The 14,560-nt window shown below is 35.9% G+C and carries 9 protein-coding genes and 3 rRNA genes; 11 read left to right on the top strand and 1 reads right to left on the bottom strand.

The window, feature by feature from the left end; translation table 11 throughout:
- The first annotated feature begins 1 nt into the window (after position 1).
- Positions 2-1,816 (top strand): DNA mismatch repair endonuclease MutL, encoded by a 1,815-nt coding sequence (gene mutL / locus NQ543_RS02785; RefSeq protein ID WP_039904233.1) that lies wholly within the window; start codon positions 2-4, stop codon positions 1,814-1,816.
- A gap of 2 nt (positions 1,817-1,818) precedes the next feature.
- Positions 1,819-2,742, top strand: coding sequence for a tRNA (adenosine(37)-N6)-dimethylallyltransferase MiaA (gene miaA, locus NQ543_RS02790; protein ID WP_039904235.1), 924 nt, complete (start codon positions 1,819-1,821; stop codon positions 2,740-2,742).
- A gap of 34 nt (positions 2,743-2,776) precedes the next feature.
- On the opposite strand, the gene NQ543_RS02795 is transcribed toward miaA, so the two are convergent.
- Positions 2,777-4,039 (bottom strand): replication-associated recombination protein A, encoded by a 1,263-nt coding sequence (locus NQ543_RS02795; protein WP_004609930.1) that lies wholly within the window; start codon positions 4,037-4,039, stop codon positions 2,777-2,779.
- Positions 4,040-4,114: 75 nt separating this feature from the next.
- Between NQ543_RS02795 and dtd the strand changes: the two genes are divergently transcribed.
- The 9 genes from dtd (at position 4,115) to NQ543_RS02840 (ending at position 14,512) form a co-directional block, all read left to right on the top strand.
- On the top strand, positions 4,115-4,564 hold the full coding sequence (gene dtd, locus NQ543_RS02800) for a D-aminoacyl-tRNA deacylase (protein ID WP_004609931.1): 450 nt from the start codon (positions 4,115-4,117) through the stop codon (positions 4,562-4,564).
- A gap of 334 nt (positions 4,565-4,898) precedes the next feature.
- Positions 4,899-6,423, top strand: a 16S ribosomal RNA gene (locus NQ543_RS02805).
- 227 nt (positions 6,424-6,650) lie between these two features.
- Positions 6,651-9,560 (top strand): 23S ribosomal RNA (locus NQ543_RS02810).
- Positions 9,561-9,636: 76 nt separating this feature from the next.
- Positions 9,637-9,745: ribosomal RNA gene (gene rrf, locus NQ543_RS02815) — 5S ribosomal RNA — on the top strand.
- The 16S, 23S and 5S rRNA genes sit together here, the layout of an rRNA operon.
- A gap of 244 nt (positions 9,746-9,989) precedes the next feature.
- The gene (locus NQ543_RS02820) at positions 9,990-11,150 is read left to right on the top strand and encodes an ABC transporter substrate-binding protein (RefSeq protein ID WP_039904449.1); all 1,161 of its coding nucleotides are present in this window, start codon (positions 9,990-9,992) and stop codon (positions 11,148-11,150) included.
- A 63-nt stretch (positions 11,151-11,213) separates the two neighbouring features.
- Positions 11,214-12,089 carry a branched-chain amino acid ABC transporter permease gene (locus NQ543_RS02825; protein ID WP_004610184.1) on the top strand — a complete coding sequence of 292 codons (876 nt, stop codon included), beginning with the start codon at positions 11,214-11,216 and terminating at the stop codon, positions 12,087-12,089.
- Positions 12,090-12,099: 10 nt separating this feature from the next.
- Entirely contained in the window at positions 12,100-13,035 is a 936-nt protein-coding gene (locus NQ543_RS02830; protein ID WP_004610185.1) for a branched-chain amino acid ABC transporter permease, read from the top strand.
- Positions 13,036-13,800, top strand: coding sequence for an ABC transporter ATP-binding protein (locus tag NQ543_RS02835; RefSeq protein ID WP_004610186.1), 765 nt, complete (start codon positions 13,036-13,038; stop codon positions 13,798-13,800).
- Positions 13,801-13,810: 10 nt separating this feature from the next.
- Positions 13,811-14,512 (top strand): ABC transporter ATP-binding protein, encoded by a 702-nt coding sequence (locus NQ543_RS02840; protein ID WP_004610187.1) that lies wholly within the window; start codon positions 13,811-13,813, stop codon positions 14,510-14,512.
- Positions 14,513-14,560: the final 48 nt, after the last annotated feature.

Genomic DNA, 14,560 nt, shown 5'->3' on the forward strand with positions numbered 1-14,560 from the left:
TTTGCAAAAAATAAAACAACTTGATGATATCTTTGCTAATAAAATCGCCGCTGGGGAAGTAATTGAAAGACCTGCAAATGTAGTAAAAGAATTAGTTGAAAATAGTATTGATGCAAATAGCAATAAAATTGATGTCATTATTGAAGAAGGTGGACTAAATTTAATTCAAGTAATTGATAATGGTGAAGGAATGGTAAAAGAAGATGCTTTATTATGCTTTAGTCGTCATGCTACAAGCAAAATAAAGGATGATCAAGATTTATTTTGTATACAAACATTAGGATTTCGTGGTGAAGCGATACCATCGATTGCATCAATAAGTAATTTTGAATTAAAAACAAGTACAGGTGAAAAAGGAACAACAGTAATATATCAATATGGTAAATTCATTAGTTGTGATGAAAGTGATAGTAAAAAAGGTACTGATATAAAAGTAAAAAAATTATTTCAAAACGTACCAGCACGTTTGAAATATATTCGCTCAATTAATGCAGAATTTGCAAATATTCAAACATATTTAGAACGTCTATCACTTTCTCATCCTGATATTTCATTTACATTAATAAATAATGGAAAAATAGTTTATAAAACAAACGGTAATGGTAATTTATTAGAAGTTATTTCCAATATATACGGATTGAATGTTGCTAAAAATATGATACCGGTTAATTTTGAAGATGATGAATTTATAATTTCTGGTTTTATTTCAAAAATTGATATTAATCGTGCTAGTAAAAATCATATAGTAACGATGGTAAATTCTCGAGTTGTTAAAAATAAAATAACTACTGATAGTATAAATAATGCATATCGGCGTTACCTTATAGATAAACGTTTTCCTATTGCTATTGTCAATATTGAAATAGATCCGTTTTTAGTTGATGTAAATGTACATCCTTCAAAATTAGAAGTAAGATTTTCTAAAGAATATAAATTAAAAGATTTAGTATATCAAGGAATAAGTGATGCTTTATCTAAAGTTAATCTTACATATTCCCCATCAGTAACTAATAGTAGACCTAAATTTGTTCCTGATTTACAACAAATGGATTTTGAATTTAAATATGATGAACAGAGTAATGATGAAAAAATAGAAAACGAAAATATCTTAGATAAGAGAATATATCAAGAAACAATTTTAGAAAATCAAATCAATACAATAAATGAATCAAAAAAAGAATATATTGTTCCAGATAAACAAACAATTGAAAGTAAGCTTGAACCTAAACCTAAAATAATGAAGAAGAAATTATTAGTTAAAGGACAAATTCATGGTAGTTATATTATTTGTGAAGATGAAACTGGAATGTATATAGTCGATCAACATGCAGGTCAAGAAAGAATAAATTATGAATATTATTTAGAAAAATATGCTAATCTTGATTTATCGATGAGAGATTTATTAGTACCAATTACTTTAGAATATCCAATGAGTGAGTTTTTAATAATTGAAGAAAGAAAACAAATATTGGCTAAATTAGGAATTAATTTAGAAATTTTTGGTGATAATGGTTATGTTATAAAACAATTACCAATGTGGATGCAAAATATCGACGAACATGTTTTTATTGAGGATATGGTAACACAGTTATTGCATGATAATAAAGTTGATGTAATTAAGTTACAAGAACATGCTATTGCTACATTAAGTTGTAAGGCTTCTTTAAAAGCTAATACACATTTATCACAAGAAGGAATGCAAAATTTAATTGATAATTTAATGTGTTGTGATAATCCATATGTATGTCCTCATGGTAGACCAACAATTATTTATTATTCAACATATGAAATTGAAAAATTATTTAAGCGGGTGTAATGATGGAAAAAGTTATTGTTGTAGTTGGACCAACTGGAGTTGGTAAGACTAAAATGGGAGTTGCTTTAGCAAAATATTTTAATGGTGAAGTAATTAGTGGAGATTCAATGCAAATTTATAAAACTATGGATATTGGAACTGCTAAAGTAACAAATGATGAAATGGAAGGAATTGTTCATCATTTAATAGATATTAAAGAACCAAGTGAAAGCTACAGTGTAAAAGATTTTCAAGATGAAGTTAGATTAAAAATAAAGGAAATAAGTAGTCGTAATAAAATTCCAGTTATTGTAGGAGGAACAGGATTGTATATAAAAGCAGCACTATATGATTATGAATTTAGTGATAGTCAAATTGAACATCAAGAATATATTAATAAATATAAAAATTATACTAATGATGAATTATATAATTATTTGATGGAAATTGATCATTTATCTGCTTCTCAATTACATCCCAATAATCGTCAACGTGTTTTAAGAGCAATTGCTATTTATGAAAGTACTGGGATAAAGAAAAGTGAAACTTTGGCTAAACAAAATCATGAATTAGTTTATGATGCAAAATTTATTGGATTAACATTAGAAAGAAGTGTTTTATATAAACGAATTAATCAGCGTGTTGATTTAATGATTCAACAAGGCTTATTAAATGAAATAGATATGTTAATGAAAAAGAATCTTTCTGCTAATCTTCAAAGTATGAAAGCTATAGGTTATAAAGAATGGTTTGCATATTATCAAGGTGTACAAAATTTTGAAGAAACAGTTGAATTGATAAAAAAGAATTCCCGTAATTATGCAAAGCGTCAATATACATGGTTTAATAATCAGATGCCTGTTAAATGGTTTGATGTTAATTTAGATAACTTTAATAATACAGTAGAAGAAGTTATTGAATATTTAAAATATGATGAATTTTTATAAAAAAATAGCATTTAAATCTTAATAAATTTAAATGCTATTTTTGTTGATTTAATTTTTTGATATTACTTGTACGACCGTGTTTTAAAATTCGCTGATAATTTTGGGCAAGTGCTTTTTCATAATTACTTGTCATCCAAGGAATATAAAATTGCTCTCTTTCTAATTCTTTAGGTAAATATTGTATATATTCCCATAATTCCGGTCGATTATAATCATATTTTTCATCATCCTTTAATCCAACAGGAGTAAGTCTAAGATATTCAGGAATTTTTGATGAATTGGTATTTAGTGAAGATATAGCGGCATCAATTGCAGCTTCGCTTGATTTTGATTTTGGTGACAAACATAAATCAATAATTACACTAGCAATAGGAATGCGTGCTTCAGGAAAGCCAATTATTTTTGCTGCTTGTAACGCCGTTACAGTACGCATACATGCATTTGGATTTGCTAAACCAATATCTTCGTATGCTGTGGTGATTAATCTTCTTTCTAAAGATTCAATATCATTAGCTTTAATTAATTTTGCAAAGTAATACATTGCACCATTTGGATCACTACCTCTAATAGATTTTTGTAGGCCACTTAAAGTATCATAATAATTATCTTCATTTTTATCATATGTAATGTTAGTTGTAATGGAACTACGTTTTAAATCGTCAAGAGTAATATGATTGTCTTTACAAACAATTGAACAAATTTCTAGACAATTATAACCATAACGAATGTCACCATTACATGATTTGGCTATTTTAGCGAATACTTCATCATCAACAATATATTGATTATTTAAGCCGTTTAGTGAACTTGCTGCCCTTTTTAAACCAACTATAATTTCATTTACAGTTAATGATTTTACTTCTAAAATATGACAACGAGATCTAATTGCAGGATTTATTGAATGAAAAGGATTTGAAGTAGTGCATCCTGCAACTATAAGTAAACCATTTTCCATATATGATAATAAATCATCTTGTCGAGCTTTATTTAATCGGTGAATTTCATCAATGATAATAAATAATCCATTACATAGTTTAGCTTCTTCAATAATAATATCCATTTCTTTTTTATTACCAGTTGAAGCATTAAAAAAGCGACATGGAATATTAAGGTCGTTAGCTAAAGCATTTGCAATAGTTGTTTTTCCACAACCAGGATTCCCATATAAAATTATTGAAAAAGGATGTTTTTTTTCAACTATTTTTGTTAATATAGAATTTTCGCCAACTAAATGTTGTTGACCAATTACATCACATAAATTTTTAGGTCGCATACGACTTGCAAGAGTTGATATCATATTATCTTCCTTTCATTTTAAAAATCAGTTATAATAATTATAACATTTTTAAATATTGAAAGATAGGTGAATTAAATGAGATTGGTAATACAAAGAGTAAGTAAAAGTAATGTGAAAGTTGATGGAAAAATTGTCGGCGAAATTGGAAAAGGATACATGGTTTTAGTTGGGATTACTGAAGGTGATGATGAAAAGATTGTTGATAAGATGGTAGAGAAATTAGTTAATCTAAGAATATTTGAAGATACAGAAAATAAAATGAATTTATCGTTAATAGATATTGGTGGAAGTATTTTATCAATATCACAATTTACGTTATATGCAAATTGTAAAAAAGGACGGAGACCAAGTTTTGTAGAAGCAGCAAAACCTGAAATTGCAAAACCACTGTATGAATATTTTAATAGCACACTAGAAAAAAAGGGTATTAAAGTAGAAAAAGGTATATTTGGGGCAATGATGGATGTATCATTGAACAATGATGGGCCAGTAACAATAATATTGGATAGTAAAGAGATTTTTTAATAATATAATGGAGAACACAAACTAGTGTTCTTTTATATTTATATATTGTAAAGAACAGAGAATATAAAAAAAGATAAAAAAAGGCAAAAAAAGCTTTACAAAGGCAAAGGAATATGGTAAATTAAGTGAGCACTCGAGAGAAGAGGAAAGAGGCTTTAGAAAAAGATGGAAAAAGATATTGACTAAAGTCAAAAAAGAGTGTAAGATAAGAAAGTCGGCAAAAGAGAGGCCGATAAGAGAGATCATTGAAAACTAAACAGAATTAAAGAACACACGTCAAAGAGAAAAAAAGAAGAGCTAAACAGACAGGAAATTGTCTGAGAGAGATAAAAGGACAATGGAGAGTTTGATCCTGGCTCAGGATGAACGCTGGCGGCGTGCCTAATACATGCAAGTCGAACGCGAGCAGCAATGCTCGAGTGGCGAACGGGTGAGTAATACATAAGTAACCTGCCCTAGACAGGGGGATAACTGCTGGAAACGGCAGCTAAGACCGCATAGGTATGGACACTGCATGGTGACCATATTAAAAGTGCCAAGGCACTGGTAGAGGATGGACTTATGGCGCATTAGCTGGTTGGTGAGGTAACGGCTCACCAAGGCGACGATGCGTAGCCGACCTGAGAGGGTGACCGGCCACACTGGGACTGAGACACGGCCCAGACTCCTACGGGAGGCAGCAGTAGGGAATTTTCGGCAATGGGGGGAACCCTGACCGAGCAACGCCGCGTGAAGGAAGAAGGAATTCGTTCTGTAAACTTCTGTTATAAAGGAAGAACGGCGGATATAGGGAATGATATCCGAGTGACGGTACTTTATGAGAAAGCCACGGCTAACTACGTGCCAGCAGCCGCGGTAATACGTAGGTGGCGAGCGTTATCCGGAATTATTGGGCGTAAAGAGGGAGCAGGCGGCGGCAGAGGTCTGTGGTGAAAGACTGAAGCTTAACTTCAGTAAGCCATAGAAACCGGGCTGCTAGAGTGCAGGAGAGGATCGTGGAATTCCATGTGTAGCGGTGAAATGCGTAGATATATGGAGGAACACCAGTGGCGAAGGCGACGGTCTGGCCTGTAACTGACGCTCATTCCCGAAAGCGTGGGGAGCAAATAGGATTAGATACCCTAGTAGTCCACGCCGTAAACGATGAGTACTAAGTGTTGGGAGTCAAATTTCAGTGCTGCAGTTAACGCAATAAGTACTCCGCCTGAGTAGTACGTTCGCAAGAATGAAACTCAAAGGAATTGACGGGGGCCCGCACAAGCGGTGGAGCATGTGGTTTAATTCGAAGCAACGCGAAGAACCTTACCAGGTCTTGACATCCGGATAAAGACCTCAGAGATGAGGGGATAGATATATCCGAGACAGGTGGTGCATGGTTGTCGTCAGCTCGTGTCGTGAGATGTTGGGTTAAGTCCCGCAACGAGCGCAACCCTTGTCGCTAGTTACCATCATTAAGTTGGGGACTCTAGCGAGACTGCCAGTGACAAGCTGGAGGAAGGCGGGGATGACGTCAAATCATCATGCCCCTTATGACCTGGGCTACACACGTGCTACAATGGATGGAGCAGAGGGAAGCGAAGCCGCGAGGTGAAGCAAAACCCATAAAACCATTCTCAGTTCGGATTGTAGTCTGCAACTCGACTACATGAAGTTGGAATCGCTAGTAATCGCGAATCAGCATGTCGCGGTGAATACGTTCTCGGGCCTTGTACACACCGCCCGTCACACCATGAGAGTTGATAACACCCGAAGCCGGTGGCCTAACCGCAAGGAGGGAGCTGTCTAAGGTGGGATTGATGATTGGGGTGAAGTCGTAACAAGGTATCCCTACGGGAACGTGGGGATGGATCACCTCCTTTCTAAGGAGAAGAGGAAGTGTGGAGAAGATTCTGTTTAGTTTTGAGTGAAACTCGAAGAAGAGAGAAGCTCAGAGATCATTGAAAACTGGATAATAGACAAATTGCGAAAGAAAGAGATCGAGATAAGAAAATTATTGAGGTCTTTCTAGAGAAAGTCGAAAGAAAACTAAGAGAATTCAACACTGAAACAGTCAGTAAGAAGGAAATAGTGATCAAGACACCGAATAGGTAAAGTAGGGAAGAGCGTATGGCGGATGCCTAGGCACAGAGAGGCGAAGAAGGACGCAGCAAACAGCGAAATGCGACGGGGAGCAGTAAGCATGCAACGATCCGTCGATGTCCGAATGGGGGAACCCATCCGGGATAGAGACCGGATATCCTGCAGTGAACAGATAGCTGCAGAGAGGCGAGACTCAGGGAACTGAAACATCTAAGTACCTGAAGGAAGAGAAAATAAAAATGATTTCCTAAGTAGCGGCGAGCGAAAGGGGAGGAGCCCAAACCGATTTTAGGATCGGGGTTGTAGGACTGTCAGGAAAGAGCAAGAAGGCATTATAGGCGAACGGACTGGGAAGTCCGGCGAGACAGGGTGAAAGCCCCGTAGCCGAAATAGTGAAGAAGCTTGAGACAGCACCTGAGTACGGCGGGACACGAGGAATCCTGTCGGAATCTACCAGGACCATCTGGTAAGGCTAAATACTCCTCTGTGACCGATAGTGAACCAGTACCGTGAGGGAAAGGTGAAAAGAACCCCGGGAGGGGAGTGAAAAAGAACCTGAAACCATATGCTTACAAGAAGTTAGAGCCCGTTAAAGGGTGATAGCGTGCCTTTTGTAGAATGAACCGGCGAGTTACGATATGCAGCGAGGTTAAGCAGGATATGCGGAGCCGAAGCGAAAGCGAGTCTTAACAGGGCGCTAGTTGCATGTCGTAGACCCGAAACCGAGTGATCTAGCCATGACCAGGTTGAAGTTGGGGTAAAACCCGATGGAGGACCGAACCGACCCCCGTTGAAACGTTGGCGGATGAGTTGTGGCTAGGGGTGAAATTCCAATCGAACTCGGAGATAGCTGGTTCTCCCCGAAATAGCTTTAGGGCTAGCGTCGAGAGAGAGTCATGTGAAGGTAGAGCACTGAATATGTGATGGCCCCATCCCGGGGTACTGAATATAATCAAACTCCGAATGTCACAGAGACATGCTCGGCAGTCAGACAGCGGGTGATAAGGTCCACTGTCAAGAGGGAAACAGCCCAGACCATCAGCTAAGGTCCCAAAATATATACTAAGTGGAAAAGGATGTGGAGATGTCCAGACAACTAGGAGGTTGGCTCAGAAGCAGCCATCCTTTAAAGAGTGCGTAACAGCTCACTAGTCGAATGACTCTGCGCCGATAATTTACCGGGGCTAAGTATATTACCGAAGCTATGGATTTGCGATGAGCAAGTGGTAGGGGAGCGTTCTATGAGCGAAGAAGCAGTACCGGAAGGAGCTGTGGAGCATATAGAAGAGAGAATGCCGGTGTGAGTAGCGGAACGTGGGTGAGAATCCCACGCACCGAAAACCCAAGGTTTCCAGAGGAAGGTTCGTCCGCTCTGGGTAAGTCGGGACCTAAGGCGAGGCCGAGAGGCGTAGTCGATGGACAACAGGTAGAGATTCCTGTACTTACGGTATGAATGAAGGAGTGACGGAGAAGGCTAGGTGATCCTGCGGCTGGAAGAGCAGGTGCAAGCGAGGTAGCAGATATCCAGGCAAATCCGGATGTCGAGAAAGCGAAGGCGTGAAGCGGATGGAAAGCCAAGGCAAGTACAGAAGTCATTGAAGCCAGCTTCCAAGAAAAGCTTCTAGTGAAAATCATACAGTAACCCGTACCGAAAATGGACACACATGGGTGAGGAGAGAATCCTAAGGTGAGCGAGAGAACTATAGCTAAGGAACTCTGCAAAATGACTCCGTAACTTAGGGAGAAGGAGTGCTCATAGAGATATGAGCCGCAGTGAAACGGCCCAAGCGACTGTTTACCAAAAACACAGCTCTATGCTAAGTCGAAAGACGACGTATATGGGGTGACGCCTGCCCGGTGCTGGAAGGTTAAGAGGATGTGTCAGCGCAAGCGAAGCACTGAATTGAAGCCCCAGTAAACGGCGGCCGTAACTATAACGGTCCTAAGGTAGCGAAATTCCTTGTCAGGTAAGTTCTGACCCGCACGAAAGGCGTAACGATTTGGGCGCTGTCTCAGCTGTAGACTCGGTGAAGTCTTAGTACCTGTGAAGATGCAGGTTACCCGCGACTAGACGGAAAGACCCCATGGAGCTTTACTGTAGCTTGATATTGGACTTTGATGCAGGATGTACAGGATAGGTAGGAGACTGAGAGACATGCACGCCAGTGTGTGAGGAGTCGCTGTTGGGATACTACTCTTCCTGTATTGGAGTTCTAACCGGATGCCATAAGCTGGCAACGGGACAGTGTCAGGTGGGCAGTTTGACTGGGGCGGTCGCCTCCCAAAGAGTAACGGAGGCGCCCAAAGATACCCTCAGCTTGGATGGAAATCAAGCGCAGAGTGCAAAGGCAAAAGGGTGTTTGACTGCGAGACCAACAAGTCGAGCAGGGACGAAAGTCGGGCTTAGTGATCCGGCGGTGCTGAATGGAAAGGCCGTCGCTCAACGGATAAAAGCTACCCTGGGGATAACAGGCTGATCTCCCCCAAGAGTTCACATCGACGGGGAGGTTTGGCACCTCGATGTCGGCTCATCGCATCCTGGAGCTGAAGTCGGTTCCAAGGGTTGGGCTGTTCGCCCATTAAAGCGGTACGCGAGCTGGGTTCAGAACGTCGTGAGACAGTTCGGTCCCTATCTGTCGTGGGCGTAGGAAGTTTGAGAAGATCTGTCCTCAGTACGAGAGGACCGGGATGGACATATCAATGGTGCACCAGTTGTCACGCCAGTGGCACAGCTGGGTAGCTAAATATGGAAGGGATAAACGCTGAAGGCATCTAAGTGTGAAACCCACTTCAAGATGAGACTTCCCATTACGCAAGTAGGTAAGACCCCTTAAAGACGATAAGGTTGATAGGTCAGGAGTGTAAGCATGGTGACATGTTCAGCGGACTGATACTAATAGGTCGAGGACTTAACCTAAAGAGAGAAGAAGAAGCAATAGGAGCTATTATCCGGTTTTGAGTGATTCTCGAAAGGAATTGCTTAAAAGAGAAGATCTGGTAGCGATAGCATGATGGACACACCTGTACCCATACCGAACACAGAAGTTAAGCATCATAACGGCGACGATAGTACTGCGGTGCGACAATAGCAAGCTGCCGGTTCTTTTTTTATTTTGGGATCATATATTCTTCATCATATACCGGTACCTTCTCCGGTATCTTTTTTTGTTTCTTCTTCTTATACATGAATACATATTTTTTTGATTTTATTGATTTTTTTAGTAAATCGCATAAAATATAAATGAAATTTATGATATTTGTAAAAAAATATCTTTTTATTGACATGGGAGTTATTTATAGGTATGATAATAATAAATCTATAAAGAATATTAGAGGGGATGTCAATATGAAAAGAAATTTATCAAAATTCAAAAAAGTTATAGCTACTTTGTCAGTAGCAAGTATACTTGTTGCTTGTGGTGGCGGAGGAGGTTCTGCAACTACTGATATTAGTGAAGCAAAATTAGGTTTTATTGGACCATTATCGGGTGATGCTTCTCAATATGGCATTGCAGTAAAAAATGCAATTGAGCTTGCGATTAATGAATATAATGATGAGAATGATACAAATATTACAGCTGTTTATTTAGACGATAAAGCCGATGCAACTGAAGGTGTTAATGCTTATAATAAACTTGTAACAGAAGAAGGGGTAAATGCGATAATTGGATCAGTTACTTCTGGTTCAGCACTAGCTGTAGTTGCTACTGCTGAAGCTGATGGAATACCTATTTTAACTCCATCTGGTTCTGCAGACCAGATTACAATTAATGATGAAGGTGAAACATATGAAAATGTATTTAGAATTTGTACTAATGATTCATATGCTGGAACATTTTTAGCTAAAAAGTGTAATACAGATTTTAATTATAAAAAAGTAGCAATTTTATCAAATAAAGATTCTGATTATTCTACTGGGTTACGTGATGCATTTGTAGAAGAAGCAAAAAATCAAAATGTAGAAGTTGTATTTGATGAAACATATACTAAGGATACAAAAGATTATTCAACATATATTTCTAAATTAAAGAATGAAGAATATGATACAATTTTCTTACCTGATTATTATGAACAAGTAGTTACAATTGTCCAACAATTCCGTGATGCAGGAATTAATACTCCATTACTTGGTGCTGATGGATGGGATGGAGTTTTAGGTGTTAGCGGTGTTGATGGAAACATCTTTAATGGAAGTTATTATACAAGTGGATTTGATAAAAATTCTTCTGATGAAAATGTTCAAAGATTTGTAAAAAATTATACTGATAAATATAAAACTGAACCAAATATGTTTGCTGCATTTGCTTATGATGCTGTATTTGTAATGATGGATGCTATGGAAAGAGCAGGAACTACTGAATCTTCAAAAGTTAATGAGGCATTAGCTGATACTAATTATAAAAACGGTGTAGCAGGTGCATTTAAATATGATAAAAAACATAATCCAATTAAAGAAATGGTAATTGTAGGTTTTGAAAATGGTGAGTATGTAACTAATTCAAATTAAGTTTAAGTAAAAAAAGCAATTGGAATATATTCCATTGCTTTTTTAGAATAATGAGGTGAAAGAATGGATTTTATAGAACAAATAATAAATGGACTAAGTACCGGAAGTATGTATGCCTTAGTTGCGGTTGGTTATACGATGGTTTATGGAATTGCTAAAATGATTAATTTTGCTCATGGTGAAATTATTATGGTAGGTGCGTATATAACTTATGCATGTATGTCAGTATTTGGGTTACCAATGATTTTAGCTGTAATCTTATCTATTATTGGATGTGCTCTATTAGGTATTGTAACAGAACGTGTAGCTTATCGACCATTGCGTGGTAGCGGGTCTTTAGCAGTTTTAATTACTGCCATTGGTGTAAGTTATTTATTACAAAATTTATTTTTAATTATTTTTGGCTCAGCATCATTAACATTTCCAAAAATAATTCCATCTGGAACAATTCATTTAGGTGCTATTTCCATGTCATATGTAACAATTGCAACATTAGTAATTACAGCAATATCAACGGCATTATTACTTTTCTTTATCAATAAAACAAAATTAGGTAAAGCAATGCGTGCTGTAAGTGAAGATGGAAAAGCAGCACAATTGATGGGAATAAATATTGATACAACTATTGCTTTAACTTTTGCAATTGGATCTGCTTTAGCAGCTATTGCAGGTGTAATTTATGGAACAAAATTTTCTTTAATTAACCCATATATTGGTGCAATGCTAGGAATTAAAGCATTTATTGCAGCAGTATTAGGAGGAATTGGAAGTATACAAGGTGCGATGATCGGAGGCCTTATTATAGGAATAGCTGAATCATTTACAATTACCTATATTTCTTCAGCTTTTTCTGATGCAGTTGTTTTTGGAATTTTAATATTTATATTGCTTATTAAGCCTGCTGGTTTATTTGGAAGCAATGTAAGAGAGAAAGTATAGGTGATTGAATATGAAAAAACAATTTAAAAAGGTTGGTATATCATTTATAGGTACAATTTTACTATATTTTATTTTAACATTTTTAATATCTAGTGGTATTATTTCTAATTATTGGTTAGGAATTATTATGATTGCAGGAATTAATATTATTTTAGCATCATCATTAAATTTAGCAACTGGATATTTAGGACAATTAACACTAGGACATGCTGGATTTATGTCTGTAGGTGCATATGTTTCAGCGTTATGTAGTATTCATTTAGAATTGCCATTTATTGCTTCACTATTAATGGGAGCTATTATAGCGGCTATTATTGGAATTATTATTGGAATCCCAACATTGCGTTTAAAAGGGGATTATTTATGTATTATTACATTGGCGTTTAATGAAATTATAAGAGTTATTATGGTAAACTTAAGCATTACTAATGGTTCGAAAGGATTAGTTGGAATTCCACGTAGTACAAATTTTGCAATTGTATTTTTTTCGGCAGCAGTTACAGTTTTTGTAATATATTCGATTGTTAAGTCAAGACATGGACGTGCTATTATTTCTATTCGTGAAGATGAAACTGCGAGTGAACTAAGTGGAATACCTACTACTTATTATAAAATATTAGCTTTTGCAATTTCTGCATTTTTTGCAGGGTTAGCTGGAGGATTGTATGCTCATTATATTACTGTAATTTCACCAAAAGTATTTGATTATAATAAATCAGTAGAAATATTGGTTATCGTTGTGCTTGGTGGTATGGGAAATTGGAAAGGTTCAATTATTGCGGCTATTGTGATGACAATTTTACCAGAATATCTTAGAGCATTTTCACAATACAGAATGTTATTATATGCAGCAATATTGATTATTGCTATGATCTTAAAAGAAAAAAATATTTTTAAAACTATTAAAAATTATATCCCTTTTCTAAAAGATAAGGAGGTAGTTTAAATGGCTTTATTAGAAGCAAAGGGTTTAGGAATTAGATTTGGTGGATTAAAAGCAGTCGACGAATTTAATTTTGAGATAGATGAAAATCAATTGTTTGGATTGATTGGTCCAAATGGTGCAGGTAAAACTACTGTTTTTAACTTACTTACAGGCGTATATAAACCAACAAGTGGCGGTATTGTCTTTGCAGGGAAATCAATTAATAAACTAACTCCTACAAAAATAACACAATTAGGAATTGCTCGAACATTCCAAAATATTCGTTTGTTTAAAGATATGACAGTATTAGACAATGTTAAAGTTGGGTTACATTATTCACAGAATTATTCTTTATTAGCGAGTATTTTACATTTACCTAACTATTTTAAAGGTGAAGAACAAATGACAAAAAAAGCAATGGAATTACTGGAAGTCTTTGATTTAGATAAATATGCAGATGTTAAAGCATCTAATTTACCATATGGTAAACAACGAAAATTGGAAATTGCTAGAGCTCTTGCTACTTCACCAAAATTATTGTTATTAGACGAACCAGCTGCTGGTATGAATCCTACAGAAACTGCAGAACTAATGGAAACAATACAAATAGTTCGTAAAAAATTTCAAGTTTCTATTTTGTTAATTGAACATGATATGAAATTAGTAATGGGAATTTGTGATAAAATAGCAGTATTAAATTTCGGGACAATAATTGCATTTGGTACACCAGATGAAATAAAGTCTAATCCAGATGTTATAGCTGCATATTTAGGTAATAGTGACTAGGAGGGTTAAGATGTTAAAAGTTAATAATTTGAATGTTCATTATGGTGTTATTAATGCTGTTAAGAATGTTACATTTGATGTAAATGAAGGCGAAATAGTTGCGTTAATTGGTGCAAATGGAGCAGGCAAAACATCTATTATGCATGCTTTAAGTGGATTATTAAAATCTACAATTGGTGATATATTTTTTATGGATAAAAATATTAATAAGATGCCAGCTCATAAAATAATTGCAGAAGGTTTAGCACAAGTTCCAGAGGGGCGTAGAATTTTTGCTCAATTATCAGTTGAAGATAATTTGGAAATGGGTGCTTATTTAAGAACTGATAAAATCGGAATTGAAAGAGATTTAGAAAACATTTATAATAAATTTCCTCGTTTAAAAGAGCGTAAACACCAATTAGCTGGAACATTATCTGGTGGGGAACAACAAATGCTTGCAATGGGAAGAGCTTTAATGTCACGTCCAAAGTTATTGTTATTAGATGAACCATCAATGGGTTTATCACCAATTTTAGTTAATGAAATTTTTGAAATAATAAAAGAGATAAATAAAGATGGAGTAACTATTTTCTTAGTTGAGCAAAATGCTAATAAAGCATTATCTATAGCTAATCGTGCATATGTTTTAGAAACAGGAAAAATTACTATTTCTGGAGAAGCATCAGATGTTGCAAATAATCCAAAAGTTCGTGAAGCATATTTAGGATAAAAATGATAATAAAAATGTCATGAGTTAAAACTCATGACATTTTTTATA

It is taken from the genome of Thomasclavelia spiroformis DSM 1552 (genome assembly GCF_025149465.1).
GTDB lineage: Bacteria > Bacillota_I > Bacilli_A > Erysipelotrichales > Coprobacillaceae > Thomasclavelia > Thomasclavelia spiroformis.

Excerpts from the sequence above, each read along its gene's own strand:
- NQ543_RS02840 (WP_004610187.1), top strand. The coding sequence starts at position 13,811 with ATGTTAAAAGTTAATAATTTGAATGTTCATTATGGTGTTATTAATGCT.
- NQ543_RS02820 (WP_039904449.1), top strand. The coding sequence starts at position 9,990 with ATGAAAAGAAATTTATCAAAATTCAAAAAAGTTATAGCTACTTTGTCA.
- NQ543_RS02825 (WP_004610184.1), top strand. The coding sequence starts at position 11,214 with ATGGATTTTATAGAACAAATAATAAATGGACTAAGTACCGGAAGTATG.
- NQ543_RS02835 (WP_004610186.1), top strand. The coding sequence starts at position 13,036 with ATGGCTTTATTAGAAGCAAAGGGTTTAGGAATTAGATTTGGTGGATTA.
- NQ543_RS02795 (WP_004609930.1), bottom strand. The coding sequence starts at position 4,039 with ATGATATCAACTCTTGCAAGTCGTATGCGACCTAAAAATTTATGTGAT.
- NQ543_RS02830 (WP_004610185.1), top strand. The coding sequence starts at position 12,100 with ATGAAAAAACAATTTAAAAAGGTTGGTATATCATTTATAGGTACAATT.
- dtd (WP_004609931.1), top strand. The coding sequence starts at position 4,115 with ATGAGATTGGTAATACAAAGAGTAAGTAAAAGTAATGTGAAAGTTGAT.
- miaA (WP_039904235.1), top strand. The coding sequence starts at position 1,819 with ATGGAAAAAGTTATTGTTGTAGTTGGACCAACTGGAGTTGGTAAGACT.